The sequence below is a fragment of the Binatus sp. (SeqCode) genome (assembly GCF_036522015.1).
Classification (GTDB): Bacteria; Desulfobacterota; Binatia; order Binatales; family Binataceae; genus Binatus.
Window position 1 is genome coordinate 1 of the sequence record NZ_DATDGQ010000126.1, and the last position, 14,764, is coordinate 14,764.

Here is a 14,764-nt window from a genome sequence, read left to right on the forward strand (position 1 = left end):
TCGAAATGCACACCGCGCAGCACCAGCTTCTGCCTTACGGGAGGTGGCGGCGGAGGAGGCGGTGGAGGCGGCGGTGGGGGCGGTGGAGGTGGCGGCGGAACTGGATGCGGCTTCGGCGCCAGCAAGTAGCCGATCGTGCCGCCGATCAGCGCGCCCCCGACGACTCCCACAGGGCATCCAATCTCATAACTCTCTGCGGAGCCACTTACTCCCCCAGCAATTCCACATCCAAGCCCGGCACCGGCGATTACGCCGTCGACTGCTCCCCACGTGGCATAAGACCTCTGCTCAGGCGACCACGACGCACACGACGAAACCGTCAACAGAACGATAGTCGCGAATGCGCCCACCCAATTTTTCCACTTATGCACGGATACCCCTCCGCAGAATTCAAGCCATTTCCGCAAAACGAACCTTGCGGATTCTGCCATTTTTGGCAAGCCAGGTCCATTGACGAGCGAATTTATAAATTAACGAAAATTACCTAATGGTTGGTTTACAAAGAAAAGCGGCCGCAGCCCCTTATGGGACTGCGGCCGGTAACAGGCGTTTTAGTTCTGGCCCGACTTACTGGTTAGGCACCAACTCGACTCGACGGTTCTGAGCGCGACCCTCAGCCGTGTCGTTGGTGGCCACAAAGTCGGTCTTGCCGTAGCCATGCGGAATCAACTGGCTCGACGGGATACCGGCTTTCACCAGGTAATCCACGACGGCATCCGAGCGCCGATCCGACAGCTTGAGGTTGTACTCCTCGCCACCGATCGCGTCGCAATAGCCGTTGACGTTGATCGTCACGTTAGGATTGGCCTTCAGAGTCGAGACGGCCTCATCCAGCACAGCAGCATCGCCCGGCCGAATCCTGGATTTGTTGAAGTCGAAATGCACACCGCGCAGCACCAGCTTCTCCTTGACCGGAGGCGGCGGAGGAGGCGGTGGCGGCGGCGGAGGTGGCGGTGGTGGCGGCGGTGGTGGCGGCGGTTGGATTATAGGATCGCAGATATAATGTCCGGCAAGTGCGCCGAGAACCGCGCCTGCACCGCCGATGCCGGTGGCCAACGCAACATTGTTTTCGTGGTCACCAGTGTTCTCGTTGATTGCGACTCCGATTCCCGCGCCCGCACCCGCGCCGAGGAGTCCTCCGACAATCGCGCATGTCCCCCAGCGCCGCGGCTGCGACATATTCGCGCAGCCCGACACCGTAAGGAGAACGACGCCCAGCGCTGCGCAAATCCAGTTTTTCGATCTAGCCATGAAGAACCCTCCCGAGGTTAAGCCATTGCCGAAAATAAACTTGCAGGATTGTGACACTTCTGGAGCGATAGGTCCAATAAGGAAGCGAAGTCGTCCTATATCGCTAGAGTCGTAATAATTCCTCAAAGCAAACGAAAGCGGCCGCAGCCCCTTATGGGACTGCGGCCGGTAACAGGCGTTCTAGTTCTGGCCCGAGTTACTCGTTAGGCACCAACTCGACTCGACGGTTCTGAGCGCGACCTTCAGCCGTGTCGTTGGTGGCCACAAAGTCGGTCTTGCCGTAGCCATGCGGGATCAACCGGCTCGACGGGATACCGGCCTTCACCAGGTAATCCACGACCGCATCCGAGCGCCGATCCGACAGCTTGAGGTTATACTCCTCGCCACCGATCGCATCGCAGTAGCCGTTGACGTTGATCGTCACGTTAGGATTGGCCTTCAGAGTTGAGACGGCCTCATCCAGCACGGCAGCATCGCCCGGTCGAATCCTGGATTTGTTGAAATCGAAATGCACACCGCGCAGCACCAGCTTCTGCCTGACCGGCGGAGGTGGCGGCGGAGGTGGCGGCGGAGGTGGGGGCGGTGGCGGCGCTGGAGGGGGAGCCGGCTTCGGTGCCAGCAGGTAGCCGTTCACCGCGCCCAGCAGAGCTCCAATGACCACGCCGGTGGGGCATCCAATCTCATAACTCTCCGCGGATCCACTTGCTCCCGCCGCAATTCCACAACCGAGACCGCCGCCGATAAGCGCGCCGGCGGCCGCGCCACCCGCGGTGTACTCCCTCTGTTGAGGTGTCCATGACGCGCATGAGGAGACTGTCAGCAGTACGACAGTCGCTCCGGCGCCGATCCAGTTTTTCCAGCTAATCACCAATACTTCCTCCATCAAGTTCAAGTTGTTCCGGAAGCAAACGTGGCCAATTCTGCCTCTTTTCGGGACTCGGGTCTATTAGGAACTTGAACACGTCCAATAGACCGCGACTCGTAATAGTTTCGCAACAAAACAGAATCGACACAAAAAAACGGCCGCAGTCCCACTTAAGGGACTGCGGCCGGTAACAGGCGTTTCAGTCCAGGCCCGACTTACTCGTTCGGTACCAGCTCGACGCGGCGGTTCTGAGCGCGACCCTCAGCCGTGTCGTTGGTGGCGACGAAGTTCGTCTTGCCATACCCGTGCGGAATCAACTGGCTCGACGGGATACCGGCCTTCACCAGGTAATCCACGACTGCGTCGGAACGCCGATCCGACAGCTTGAGGTTGTATTCCTCGCCACCGATCGCATCGCAGTAGCCGTTGACGTTGATCGTCACGTTCGGATTGGCCTTCAGAGTAGTTGCGGCCTCATCCAGAACGGCGGCGTCACCCGGACGAATCTTCGACTTGTTGAAGTCGAAATGCACACCGCGTAGCACCAGCTTCTCCTTGACCGGCGGCGGCGGAGGAGGCGGTGGAGGCGGCGGCGGTGGAGGTGGCGGCGGCGGTGGAGGTGGCGGCTGGATTATTTCGTCGCAGATGTAGTGGCCAGCGACCGCGCCGATTAGACCGCCTGCAGCTGCTCCACCCAGACCAGCCCAAACTCGGGAATCATTGCTGCTGTTGTGACTGCCATGCGCATTATCGTCGATGACAATTCCGGCGGCGGCGCCCGCGCCCGCGCCAAGCAATCCTCCGACGATAGCGCAGCTTCCCCACTTGCGCGGCTGTTCCAGATAAGCGCAACCGCTCATGCTGGACGCAAATAGTGCCGCGCCAGCGACGGCAGCGACCGTATTCAAAAGCCTAGATTTCAGTCTCATGAACTCCTCCTCACCCGAGAGCGTCTACGCGCGAAGTGAACCCCTCACTTGCCCTCAAACAGCGAACCCATGTGCAAACGGGTATAACCCCACCCAATTGACGGGGAAATATAGTTATATTCGCAACAAGAATGCAACACGTCAGGGGGGTTAGCGGGCGAGATTTTTGCCTGGGTTGGCCGGCGCAGCCTGGGTCTGGCTGTGGATAAGTATCGGCGAAGTCGCGCGGCTGGTTCGCTCGATCTGGCTTAACTGCCGCGCCGGACGCCCATAAACACGGGATCCGGCGCGGTCTTCTGTATCGATTTAATGGTGGTCGTGATCGTGATGCTGTTCGCGTTCGACCTCGTGTTTGTGCTCCTCGGCAGCGATCGGATGCTCGTACGGATGCTTGTACCAATCCGGATGATGCGCATTGACCCAATCGGGGTGATGGTCGTGCCACCAATCGCGATCGTGCCATTCGTGATGCTCATCGAAGTCGCCGTCGCCTCTCCAGTCAGGATGAGCCTCGACCCATTCGGGATGGTTCTTGTACATCCAACCGGGATCGTTCTGATGCCACCAGTCTGCCTCGTGCCAAGTGTGATCGGGGCCATAGGCGCCCCATCGACCGCTGTTGGGCATCTTTCCCCAGACGTTGGGATGTTGCTGCATGAAGGATTCCAGGTCAGGATGCTTTTCCCGCCACGCCTTGTTGTAGATCAGGTCGGGATTTCGCTGGATCTGGGCCCTCAAGTCGGGACGTGAATCGATAAAGTGATCCAAGCGCTCTTCGTGGTAGTACTGGGCCGCCGAGATCGACGGCATCGCCATCGCGATCAGCACAATCAAAACGGCCGGCATGATCTTGAGATGCTTCATATGTAGTCTCCTGTGACGCCTCCTCCGGTTTTCTATCTGGTTCCGACAACAGCAACCGATATGCCACTGTTTGCTGGCGTTGCATCCTAGCAAATCCGCGGGAAGTGCACCTCCTTTCCGGGGGGGGAGGATTCGGGTTAGACGAAAAGGTGCAGGCGTGGTCGGTTTTCGGGTAGCCGGTGTCAGCCGTTGTCGCGGGACTTGTTTACTCTACCGTTGCGAATTCGCAATAGACGGTAACCCTGCTAAAATATTTGATTCATCATGCTTTCGCTGGCGCGCGGTAAAGAGGGAATTTTCAAACTGGTCTCGGGCTATAAGCCTGAAGGCGACCAGCCGGCCGCGATCGAGTCGATCGTCGCCAATCTCATCGACAAGGTTCCGCACCAGGTGCTGCTCGGCGTCACCGGCTCCGGCAAGACGTTCACGATGGCTAACGTGGTAGCGCGCGTGAACCGTCCCACGCTGGTGATGGCCCCGAACAAGACGCTCGCCGCGCAGCTCTACAACGAGTTCAAGAGCCTGTTCCCGGAAAATGCGGTCCGCTACTTCGTCTCGTATTACGACTACTACCAGCCCGAAGCTTACGTGCCCTCGACCGACACTTTCATCGAGAAAGATGCGAGCATCAACGACGAGATCGACAAGCTGCGCCACTCCGCGACCAAGGCGCTGCTCGAGCGCAACGACGTGCTGATCGTGGCGTCCGTCTCGTGCATCTACGGCCTCGGCGAGCCCGAAGTGTATTTCGAAATGGTGGTGTTCCTGGAAGAGGGTCAAACCATCGACCGCGACAAGATGCTGCGCAAGCTGGTGGATCTTCACTATCAGCGCAACGACTACGATTTTCATCGCGGGACGTTTCGCGTGCGCGGCGACACCGTCGAGATTTTCCCGGCTTACGAAGAGCAGCGCGCAGTGCGGGTCCAGTTCTTCGGCGATCAGGTCGAGGCGATGTTTGAGATCGACGCGCTGCGCGGCAAGGTGATCCGCAAGCTCCAGAGCGTCGCGATCTACCCGGCGTCGCATTACGTGACGACGTCGGATCGGATGGAAGTCGCGGTGCGCGACATCCGCGCCGAACTGAAGGAGCGCCTCGAGTTCTACCGCACCGAGAACCGCCTGCTGGAGGCCCAGCGCCTCGAACAGCGCACGATGTACGACCTCGAGCTGCTGGCCGAGATGGGCTTCTGTCCCGGAATCGAAAACTACTCGCGGCATCTGACCGGCCGCCTGCCCGGACAGGCGCCGCCGACGCTGCTCGACTACTTCCCGAACAATTCGCTGTTCTTCATCGACGAGAGTCATGTGACGGTTCCGCAAATCGGCGGGATGTATCGCGGCGACCGCTCGCGCAAGTCGGTGCTGGTCGATTTCGGTTTCCGCCTGCCGTCTGCGCTGGACAACCGCCCCTTGAATTTCGAGGAATGGGAGTCACACGTCGCGCAGGCGGTGTACGTTTCGGCGACGCCCGGCGACTACGAACAGGAGAAATCATCCGGCCTGATCGTCGAGCAGCTCATTCGGCCGACCGGACTCATCGATCCCGAAATCGAAGTGCGCAAGGCGGGGACGCAAGTCGACGACCTGCTCGAGGAAATCCACAAACGCGTCGCCGTCAACGAGCGCGTGCTGGTGACCTGCCTCACGAAAAAAATGGCGGAGGATTTGACCGACTACTACCACGACCTCGGCATCCGCGTGCGCTACCTGCATTCGGATATCGAGACCATCGAGCGGGTCGAGATAATCCGCAGCCTGCGCAAGGGCGAGTTCGACGTACTGGTCGGAATCAACCTGCTGCGCGAGGGCCTCGATCTGCCCGAGGTGTCGCTGGTCGCGATTCTCGACGCCGACAAGGAAGGCTACCTGCGTTCGGCGCGCTCGCTGATTCAGACGACCGGCCGCGCCGCCCGCCATATCAACGGTCGCGTGATCATGTACGCGGACGTCGTTACGAAGTCGATGAAACAGGCGATCGACGAGACCTACCGCAGGCGCGCCAAGCAGGTCACATACAATGAGCAGCACGGCATCACGCCCACGTCGATCATCAAAGCGATCGACGCATCGCTGGTCGAGATGTACTCGCCGGAGTGGGCAGTGGTCCCCGAAATCGGCGACGACAAACACGACGAAGAGTTCATCCCGGCGCACGAACTACCGGATCGAATCACCGCACTGCGCCAGCAAATGATGGAAGCGGCGGAAAAACTCGACTACGAACGCGCCGCCGACCTGCGCGATCAGATCAAGAAGCTGGAGCGCCACGCCTTCGGAATGGATCAGCCGCGCCGTCCGGTGCAACCGTCGCTCCCGCCCGGCTCCGCCCATCAGCCGAAGTACGAAGGCAAGAAAGACACCGTCGAAAAAACGATGGCGACGAAAACCCGGGGCCGTCGCGGCGCAGGCGCAGCCACTGGCGCCGCCGCCGGCGCATCGCGCCCCACCAAGCAGAGCAAGCTGAAGCTGATACCCGACAATCCGAAGTAGTAGGAGCTCCTGCCAAGCGCTCGGAATTCAGAACCAAAGGTCCTCCGCCCGCCGCGCGCGGGCGCGCGTCGACCTCCCCTGACGAACGTGGGAGGCGGGATCCGGATCGGCCTGCGGCCTGCTTTGTTATCAGGGGACGTTCGGGCCAAATCTGAGCGGGCCCGGAACAAAAAGATTAGTCCTGCTAGCGTTTTGTCCGATGATTACGGTCGGAGTGAGATTTCCGCCGGTGCTCAACTGGCTCGGGGTGAACTGGACGAGCTGCGTATCAGAACTACAGTCTGCGTTGTCGGCGCCCACTGATGCCCAGAGATTGCCCGAGTGATCGAAATCGATGCCGCCAATACATGAACCTGTGCCATCGAGAAGACCGAACGCCGCGGAGTTGATGGTCACCGCGGCGGATGGAGAAATTTCCCCGGAACCGCTGAGGTCGCTCGCGGAAACCATCGCGATTTCGTCACCGTGAGGACCGGGTCCCGCTACCCACAAATTTCCTGCGCTGTCGAAGGCGAAGTCCACGACGGGGATCGTCACATCTGGCAAATTCACAATCAGACTCGGATTGAAACCACTAACTGCACGATCGCTTGGGGTGAACCGGCAGATCATCGGATGCGAGGGATCGAAAGGCAGCGGGAACTCGACCACCCAGAGGTTGTCGGATCTGTCGAAACGCAACTTCGTGGGGCTGGCGACTTGCGAGGCAATAGATACGGCGGCGCTTTGTGTGCTGGTCTTTTTTAGCTCATTGGCAAGAAGCTCAACGACTCGCCTTCCATCGTCGATGACCCAGAGATTTCCCTCCGCGTCAAAGTCTATACTCACGGGTATTACGAACTGATCTGTTGGATTTCCGTTGATCGTGATGAGCTTAGCCTTTGCGCTCTTATGGCTTGCGAGCGCGGCGAGGTCGCCTTTGGTGATTTCGAGCGCTGGTGGGGGGAGATTATTGTTGATGCTCTGAAATACGGCCCAGAGGTTTCCGTGCCCATCGAAGGCGATTGAAAATGGTCCGTTGTAGACTTGGCTCCCGAAGGCAAGGCGAGCCTTAGGTGTGCCGCTGTTCAAAAGCGCGTTTCCCTGGAATTCCGAGAAGTATTTGTATCCGCCGACCCACAATCCTTGCGGGTTGGTCTTGGCCGATGCGATTTGTGCTGAGAAGGCGAACGTCGCGGCGATCGCGAGCGTGAGCGCACGAATCCTGATTGTCCTGGTCCGAGTCATGATCCCCCCAAAAACGAAGAACGCAGTTCCCGCCTTTCGCTTACAAATCAATCTCAGTGCAGGTTCAACCTATACGCACCCCCAGTTAACCGCCAGCCAAGCCCGCAATGTCAGAGCGTCGTGGACGCCGAAAAAACCTTCGGTAAATGTTTCCGAGGGGCGCAATGCGTAGATGCTGGAAATCTCAATCGAAGGCCAAAAACCCTGCTATTCATTGGGTGGAATGGTTATTGCTGTTTCTTTGGCAGGGCCAAGGAGGCCGCACTATGAAGATTTTAACCGGAAAGATTGTCGTTGGGGCGGCGTTGGCAATTTCTCTTGGCGCTTTTACAATTTCAGCAGGCGCTTCGGTGCCACCACTTATCCATACCAATACCGTCATCAAGCCTGTCCCCGGCATCCAGATCGCCCAGGTCGCACGCGACGTCGATGAGAAGGTCGATGAGGTGAGGAACGGGACCGTCGGTGCCGTGAATGCCGTCGACGCGGCGCATCGCCGGCACGAACGCAACGAGTACCGCCATCATACGATCCGCGGGAAAGTGGACAGCAAAGTCGACGAAGTGAATAACGAAGCCGTCGGAGCAGATCACGCCATCGAGCGCGCGCACGATCAGCATGAAGCGGTCGAGCACGCCGAAGGTCGCGACTAGTACGCTCTAGCTCACTAACTCGAAAGAGCCAAAAGGGCCACCAACTCTGGCGGCCCTTTTTTTAATTCCTAAATTTGGAAGCGGCTATTGGTCTAGAACGGGATGTCTTCGTCGTCCATCGGCGCGACGTCGTCGCCTCCGCCTGCGCCTCCACCAGCAGGCGCACGACCGCGCGCCGCGCCGCCGCCGAAACCACCGGCGTCGTCGCCCGCTGGAGCGCCGCCGCGCGAGCTCAGGAACTGCACGCGCATCGCGACAATGTCAGTGGCCTTACGCTTGCCGCTGCCGTCCTTGGCTTCGTACTCGCGGTAACTGATTCGACCTTCAATGTAAGCAGAGCTGCCCTTCTTCAGGTACTGCGCGCAGGCCTCGCCCTGTTTGCCCCACACCGTGATGTTGTGCCACTCGGTGCGTTCCTGCCGCGTGCCGCTCTTGTCGGCGAACGACTCCGTGGTCGCGATTGAAAAGCTCGTGACCGACGAGCCCGAGTTGGTGAAGCGAGTTTCGGGATCGCGCCCGAGATTTCCGATGAGTATTACCTTGTTTACCGACGCCGCCATCTTCGCCACCTCATTCCTCGAAAAGTAGTCCCGCCCCGTTCTCAAGGCAAGTTCAGCGTGTCGGTTGGATGCACAGCGGCTTTCGCAGCCGATCCCCGACCGATATAATTCCGCTCGGTGCGGAGGCAGGATAGGGCGATGGCGGCAAGCACTTCCACGACCGCGCCGGTCAGAATCGTAGCCCTCGGCGGGCTCGGCGAGATCGGCCTAAACTTGATGGCGATCGAATGCGCCGGGCGCGCGATCGTGATCGATTGCGGCGTGATGTTCCCCGACGAGCCCGCGCTCGGAATGGGAACTTATATCCCCGAGATGGCGTGGCTCGAGCGCAGCCACGTTGCGGTCGAGGCGGTGGTGCTCACGCATGCGCACGAGGATCACATCGGCGCGCTGCCGCATCTGCTGCACCGCTTCAACGTTCCCGTTTACGGTACCGACATTACGCTCGCGTTCGCCCGCCGGCGCCTCGCCGATGCGGAGTTCGACGATCCGGTCGATCTGCGCACGATCACGCCGCGCAAGGTATTCGAGGCCGGACCGTTCACTGTCGAGCCGATTCGCGTCACGCACTCGACGCCGAACTCGATCGCGCTGGCGATTCGCACGCCGGCGGGAATCATCATTCACAGCGGCGATTTCAAAATCGATGACGCTCCGGTGGACGGCCAGATGTTCGATCGCGAGCGTTTTGCCGAGCTTGGCGCGGAAGGCGTCGCGCTGCTGCTCTCGGATTCAACAAATGTAGAACGTCCCGGCCGCTCGGGCTCGGAGAGTTCGCTCAAGCCGGTGCTGCGCGAGCTGATCTCGCGCGCGCGCGGCAGGTTTTTTCTGTCGGCCTTTTCGTCGCATCTACATCGGATTCGCCAGGTGGTCGAGGTCTCGCGCGAGTTCGGTCGCCGCGTCGTTCCGCTTGGTCGCGCGATGGTGGAGAGCGCGCGGCTGGGACTCGAAACCGGCCAGCTTCCATTTGCGCAAGCGATGTTCGTGGACTCGGGAGAGGCTGAGTTTCTCGACGGCAATCGCTTGAGCTACCTGACCAGCGGAAGCCAGGGCGAGCCGCTCTCCGCGCTGGCAAAGATTTCTATCGACGCTCACCCGCGCGTGCGGATCGAGCAGGGCGACGTGGTGGTGCTGTCGTCGCGCTTCATTCCGGGCAACGAGCGCACCATCAACACGCTGGTGAATCGCCTGTACAAGCAGGGCGCCGAAGTGGTTTACGACGCCGTCGCTCCGGTGCACGTTTCGGGGCACGCCAGCCAGGACGAGTTGACGGAATTAATCGCGCTGACGCGTCCGCGGCACTTCGTCCCGATTCATGGCGAGTACCGTCATCTGAGCCGGCATGTCGCGCTCGCGATCGCCGCGGGAATTCCAGAGCAGAATTGTTTCCTGCTCGAAGATGGCGACTCGCTTATTCTCAACGGTGGTGGCGAGGCGCGTCGTGGATTTACGGTCGAGGCCGGCCGCATCGCGCTGGAAGGCGTCGATAGCGGCGATCCGGCGGTGGTCGGCGAACGGCGGGTGCTCGCGCGCGACGGCACGGTGACCGCGGTTGTGGTCCTCTCGTCGAAAACCGGACGGATTGTCGCGGGCCCCGATCTCCTTTCACGAGGCCTGGTGAGCGGCGACGGAACTTCGGCGCACATGCGTCGCGCGAAGGAAGAATTGACGCGACGCCTCAATTCGCTCGGCGGCCCGCTGCATGCGAACGATTCCCGCGTTAAGGAAGAAATCGTGCGCGCGATTCGACGCTACTTCAGCGACGAGCTGGGCAAGCGCCCGCTGGTGATTCCGTACGTGACGGAGGTGTGAACCCCATCGCGCGCAAGGAAAAAACGGTCATCGAACTGCCGCCGCCGGCGGCGGTCGAGGAGCTTTTGCTTGAGCCGTCCGCGAGCAGCCGGATTACTCGCGAGCTGTGCGCGCTCGCGCTGCTGGCGTTCGCCGCGTTCGGCACGGTCAGCCTCGTAAGCGTCAATATCGGCCGGAGTCCCAACCTCGGCGGACCGGTCGGGGCTGCAATCGCAGCGATGCTCGGCGGCCTCATCGGATACCAATCGTACACCGCGATGGTACTGGTCGCGTGGCTTGCTCAGCGCGTGTGGACCGGCGCGCGCATCGTCACGATCGCGCGCGAGATTGGCGGCGGCGTCCTTTTGATTCTCGCACTCGCGACTGCGTGTGCGTTGTGGGATCTGCATGACGCAAAGATGGGCGGCGAGGTCGGCGCGAGTCTTGCCACCTTGCTCAACAACTCGATCAACGTCGCGGGAGGCTTGATCGCCGTGGCGCTCGGATTCGTTTGCGGTCTTGCCCTGATGCTCAAGCGGGCGCCGACCGAGCTGCTCGCAGGAGTCGCCAAAAAAATTCGTCCGCGTTCGCGGCGTGAGGAGGTTGAACTCGCCGACAGCGCTCGTATGCCCTTTTCTCTCGGCTCGGGCGACGAGATCGAGTCCGATACCGACGGCGTCAACGGCCGGCCGTCGCCGCTCAAGGTCAGGCTGCTCGATATTCGCGAGAAGCGCGACAAGGCGGCGGCTGCGAAGCCGCGGCAAAAGGGTGCGTTCAAACTTCCGCCGCAGTCGCTCCTCGATTTGCCGCCGGCTGAGCACGCCCAGGTGGACGAGGGCCAGCTCGAGCGCAGCGCGCGCGTGCTTGAGCAGAAACTCGCCGATTTCGGCGTCGAGGGACGCGTGGTCGAGGTGCAGCCGGGTCCGGTCGTCACGATGTACAAGTTCGAGCCGGGCTCCGGAATCAAAGTCAGTCAAATCGTGAATCTGGCGGATGATCTCTCGATGGCTCTCAGAGCCGCCGCAGTGCGAATACAGGCGCCGGTGCCGGGAGAGGCCGTGGTCGGAATCGAAGTACCGAACAAAAAGCGCGAACGTGTTTTTCTGCGCGAGATTCTCGAGGCCGACGAATTCTCCGCCGCGCAAAGTCAACTCACGATTGCGCTCGGCAAGGACATTGCCGGTCGTCCGGTGGCCGCCGATCTCGCCAAGATGCCGCATCTGTTGATTGCCGGCGCGACCGGAACCGGCAAGTCGGTTTCGCTGCACACGATGATCGCGTCGATCCTTTTCAACGCGACCGCCGATGACGTGCGCTTGATTCTCGTCGATCCCAAGATGCTCGAGCTGTCGGTGTACGAAAATATTCCGCATCTGCTGGTGCCGGTCGTCGTCGATCCGCAGAAGGCTGCGTCAGCGCTGCTGTGGGCGACGCAAGAGATGGAGGGGCGCTACCTGCGGATGCGCGAGCTCGGCGTGCGCAATATCGACGGCTACAACCATGCGCTGGCGTCGGGCGCGTCGCTCGCACAACTCAAGATGGCGGGGCAGAGTGCACCGGCGTCGGACGATCCCAATCAACCGGCGGTCGGCGCGATCGAGCATCGCAAGCTGCCGAAGATCGTGATCGTCATCGACGAGCTGGCCGACTTGCTGCTGAGCGAGGGCAAGACCGTCGAGCGCGATATCACGCGCCTGGCGCAGAAGGCACGCGCCGCGGGGATTCATCTGATACTCGCGACGCAGCGGCCGTCGGTCGACGTGATCACCGGCCTAATCAAGGCGAACCTGCCGGCCCGAATCTCTCTCCAAGTGACGTCCCGCGTCGATTCGCGCACGATTCTCGATTCGATCGGCGCCGAACGCCTGCTCGGTGCGGGCGATATGCTCTTCATGCCTCCCGGCAGTGCGAAGCTGCGCCGCTTGCACGGGCCGTTTGTCGGCGAGCATGAGATTCGCAAGCTCACCGATTTCCTGCGCGAGCAGGGCGCGCCCGAGTACCGGATGGAAATCCTCGACACCAAGCCGCCCGGCGAGGACGGCGCCGACGGATTCGCTGGCGAGGTGCAGGACGAAATGTATGATGAAGCGGTACGAATCGTGATGGAGACCAACCAGGCGTCGATCTCGATGATCCAGCGGCGGCTTCGAATCGGCTACAATCGTGCGGCGCGGATGGTCGAGCAGATGGAACGGGAAGGAATCGTGATGCCGGCCGACGGCGCCAAGCCGCGCGAAGTCCGCCTCCACAGCGCTCGATGAATGCGTGAAGTCCCGTACCTGGATTTCGTCTAACCATCGGATGAACAGAGTTTGGAAAGCGCTCGCTCCGCTGGTCGTGATATTGCTGGTCGTCGTCGCCGCCGCCGCGCCCGGTCAATGTGAGACGATGGCTCCCGCGGGAGCGCCTGTCAGCAAAGATTTGAAGCAGGTGCTCGATCGCCTGCAGCGGCACTACCGCGACACCAATTCGTTTACGGCGAAATTCAACGAGGAGATCGCGACGGTCGGCGCGCCCAAGCGACAAAGTCAAGGCACAGTTTCATTTCGCAAACCCGGCCGCATGCGATGGGAATTCAGCGATCCCGAAAAACAAACGATCGTCAGCGACGGCGAGACCCTCTACAGTTATGATCCGGATCTCAACCAGGTCGTCGAGACACCGCTGAAGCACGCGCTCAAATCGAGCAGCGCGACGTCATTCCTGCTGGGAATCGGCAATATCAACCGCGACTTCAAGGCGGCGTTTGCGCGTCCCCCGACGCCGACCGGCCTCGTCGATCTGATTCTCGACGCGAAGACCGGCGGCTACAAGATTGAGATCGGCCTCGATCCCGCAACTTACAACCTGATGACATTGACGCTCACCGACCAGCTCGGCGACGTGACGAAAATCGCTTTCAGCGACGTGCGTGACAATGTTGAACTGCCGGATTCGAACTTCGTCTTCAACGCGCCGGCCGGCGCGGACGTAGTGAACGCACCTGCCTCGCCGTGACGATTTGATACACTAAAGTGGACGATCAGCGCGCTTAAACGCGGAGCGCGATTGCCTCGCGAGTATGCGACAAGTATCTTTAAAAGCCCCGTAAGTTTCCCGGTCCGGTTAATGGAAAAAGTTCACCTGCTCACGCTTGGATGCCCCAAGAATCTCGCCGACAGCGAGCTGATGCTCGGCGCGCTGACCTCCGCCGGGTTCGAGATCACACTCGATCCCGAAGAGGCGCAAGTGCTGCTGGTGAATACGTGCGCGTTTATCGAGGCGGCCAAGAAAGAATCGATCGACGCGATCCTCGAGGCGGCTGAGGTCAAGAAGCGCGGCTTCGGCAAGCGGCTCGTGGTCGCTGGATGTTTGTCGCAGCGCTATGCGACCGAGCTCGCCGCGACGATGCCGGAGGTGGACGTGTTCGTCGGCACCGGCAATTTCCTCGATTTGCCCGAGCTGCTGCGACGCACCGAGGCGCCGGAGTCGCGGCCGATTCCGTACGCCGGCGCGGCGCATCTGCTGCCGACCTCGGCAATCCCGCGCGTCAAGACCGGAGATTTCTTCACGTCTTACTTGAAGATTTCCGAAGGCTGCAATCACAAGTGCGCCTTCTGCATCATTCCGAAAATTCGCGGCCTGCATGAGAGCCGCCCGGTTGGCGACCTGGTCGCAGAGGCGCGCAACCTGGCCGCAGGCGGCGTGCGCGAGATCAATTTGATCGCACAGGACTTGACCGCCTACGGCCGCGACCTCAACGAGCCGTCGTCCTTGGCGGAGCTGCTGCGCGAGCTCTCGACGATCGACGACCTTCGCTGGATTCGGCTGCTCTACTGCTATCCGAATTTCGTGAGCGCCGAGCTGCTCGACGCAATCGCGGAGCTGCCCAAGGTCGTGAAGTATATCGACATGCCGTTGCAGCATGCCGACGACATGATGCTGCGCGCGATGCGCCGCGAGCGCTCGGGCGCTGCGCTCGCCAAGCTGCTCGAGCGCGTGCGCGCGCGAATCCCGGGCGTGGTGCTGCGGACTTCGTTTATCGTCGGCTTCCCGGGAGAGACGGACGCGGCCTTCGAGCGGCTGATGGATTTTGTCCGCGAGCAGCAGTTCGATCGGGTCGGAGTGTTCACTTACTCGCGCGAAGAAAAT

General features: G+C 60.9%; 12 protein-coding genes and 1 pseudogene. 6 read left to right on the top strand and 7 right to left on the bottom strand.

Going from position 1 to position 14,764, the window contains the following annotated elements; translation table 11 throughout:
- The 5 genes and pseudogenes from VIW95_RS05235 to VIW95_RS05255 form a co-directional block, all read right to left on the bottom strand.
- Window positions 1-371, bottom strand: a pseudogene (locus VIW95_RS05235) (hypothetical protein); the annotation flags it as partial.
- A gap of 196 nt (window positions 372-567) precedes the next feature.
- Window positions 568-1,251, bottom strand: a complete 684-nt coding sequence (locus VIW95_RS05240; RefSeq protein ID WP_331584368.1) for an OmpA family protein — start codon at window positions 1,249-1,251, stop codon at window positions 568-570.
- 196 nt (window positions 1,252-1,447) lie between these two features.
- Window positions 1,448-2,119 carry an OmpA family protein gene (locus VIW95_RS05245; protein ID WP_331584369.1) on the bottom strand — a complete coding sequence of 224 codons (672 nt, stop codon included), beginning with the start codon at window positions 2,117-2,119 and terminating at the stop codon, window positions 1,448-1,450.
- Window positions 2,120-2,331: 212 nt separating this feature from the next.
- A complete protein-coding gene (locus VIW95_RS05250; RefSeq protein ID WP_331584370.1) occupies window positions 2,332-3,045 on the bottom strand; it encodes an OmpA family protein in 714 nt (237 codons plus the stop codon).
- 306 nt (window positions 3,046-3,351) lie between these two features.
- On the bottom strand, window positions 3,352-3,909 hold the full coding sequence (locus tag VIW95_RS05255) for a hypothetical protein (RefSeq protein ID WP_331584371.1): 558 nt from the start codon (window positions 3,907-3,909) through the stop codon (window positions 3,352-3,354).
- A gap of 264 nt (window positions 3,910-4,173) precedes the next feature.
- Between VIW95_RS05255 and uvrB the strand changes: the two genes are divergently transcribed.
- Window positions 4,174-6,402 (top strand): excinuclease ABC subunit UvrB, encoded by a 2,229-nt coding sequence (gene uvrB, locus VIW95_RS05260; protein ID WP_331584372.1) that lies wholly within the window; start codon window positions 4,174-4,176, stop codon window positions 6,400-6,402.
- A gap of 129 nt (window positions 6,403-6,531) precedes the next feature.
- On the opposite strand, the gene VIW95_RS05265 is transcribed toward uvrB, so the two are convergent.
- Complete coding sequence (locus VIW95_RS05265) at window positions 6,532-7,629, bottom strand: hypothetical protein (RefSeq protein WP_331584373.1); 1,098 nt, start codon at window positions 7,627-7,629, stop codon at window positions 6,532-6,534.
- 164 nt (window positions 7,630-7,793) lie between these two features.
- On the opposite strand from VIW95_RS05265, the gene VIW95_RS05270 reads away from it, so the two are divergent.
- Window positions 7,794-8,282, top strand: coding sequence for a hypothetical protein (locus VIW95_RS05270; RefSeq protein WP_331584374.1), 489 nt, complete (start codon window positions 7,794-7,796; stop codon window positions 8,280-8,282).
- Window positions 8,283-8,374: 92 nt separating this feature from the next.
- Here VIW95_RS05270 and VIW95_RS05275 read toward each other — a convergent pair whose 3' ends face one another.
- Window positions 8,375-8,842, bottom strand: a complete 468-nt coding sequence (locus tag VIW95_RS05275) for a single-stranded DNA-binding protein (protein ID WP_331584375.1) — start codon at window positions 8,840-8,842, stop codon at window positions 8,375-8,377.
- Window positions 8,843-8,980: 138 nt separating this feature from the next.
- Between VIW95_RS05275 and VIW95_RS05280 the strand changes: the two genes are divergently transcribed.
- The 4 genes from VIW95_RS05280 to rimO all read left to right on the top strand — a co-directional run.
- On the top strand, window positions 8,981-10,654 hold the full coding sequence (locus tag VIW95_RS05280; RefSeq protein ID WP_331584376.1) for a ribonuclease J: 1,674 nt from the start codon (window positions 8,981-8,983) through the stop codon (window positions 10,652-10,654).
- Window positions 10,651-12,894: an FtsK/SpoIIIE family DNA translocase gene (locus tag VIW95_RS05285; RefSeq protein WP_331584377.1), complete on the top strand. Its 2,244-nt coding sequence runs from the start codon at window positions 10,651-10,653 to the stop codon at window positions 12,892-12,894. The genes VIW95_RS05280 and VIW95_RS05285 overlap by 4 nt, the downstream gene beginning before the upstream one ends.
- A gap of 40 nt (window positions 12,895-12,934) precedes the next feature.
- Window positions 12,935-13,630, top strand: a complete 696-nt coding sequence (locus tag VIW95_RS05290; protein ID WP_331584378.1) for an outer membrane lipoprotein carrier protein LolA — start codon at window positions 12,935-12,937, stop codon at window positions 13,628-13,630.
- 111 nt (window positions 13,631-13,741) lie between these two features.
- Window positions 13,742-14,764, top strand: a 1,023-nt coding sequence (gene rimO, locus VIW95_RS05295; protein WP_331584379.1) for a 30S ribosomal protein S12 methylthiotransferase RimO, incomplete at its 3' end; no start/stop codon positions are given.

What these genes read in the sequence shown, in the direction of transcription:
- VIW95_RS05240 (WP_331584368.1), bottom strand. Translation starts at nt 1,251, where the DNA reads ATGGCTAGATCGAAAAACTGGATTTGCGCAGCGCTGGGCGTCGTTCTC.
- VIW95_RS05250 (WP_331584370.1), bottom strand. Translation starts at nt 3,045, where the DNA reads ATGAGACTGAAATCTAGGCTTTTGAATACGGTCGCTGCCGTCGCTGGC.
- VIW95_RS05255 (WP_331584371.1), bottom strand. Translation starts at nt 3,909, where the DNA reads ATGAAGCATCTCAAGATCATGCCGGCCGTTTTGATTGTGCTGATCGCG.
- uvrB (WP_331584372.1), top strand. Translation starts at nt 4,174, where the DNA reads ATGCTTTCGCTGGCGCGCGGTAAAGAGGGAATTTTCAAACTGGTCTCG.
- VIW95_RS05265 (WP_331584373.1), bottom strand. Translation starts at nt 7,629, where the DNA reads ATGACTCGGACCAGGACAATCAGGATTCGTGCGCTCACGCTCGCGATC.
- VIW95_RS05270 (WP_331584374.1), top strand. Translation starts at nt 7,794, where the DNA reads ATGCGTAGATGCTGGAAATCTCAATCGAAGGCCAAAAACCCTGCTATT.
- VIW95_RS05275 (WP_331584375.1), bottom strand. Translation starts at nt 8,842, where the DNA reads ATGGCGGCGTCGGTAAACAAGGTAATACTCATCGGAAATCTCGGGCGC.
- VIW95_RS05280 (WP_331584376.1), top strand. Translation starts at nt 8,981, where the DNA reads ATGGCGGCAAGCACTTCCACGACCGCGCCGGTCAGAATCGTAGCCCTC.
- VIW95_RS05290 (WP_331584378.1), top strand. Translation starts at nt 12,935, where the DNA reads ATGAACAGAGTTTGGAAAGCGCTCGCTCCGCTGGTCGTGATATTGCTG.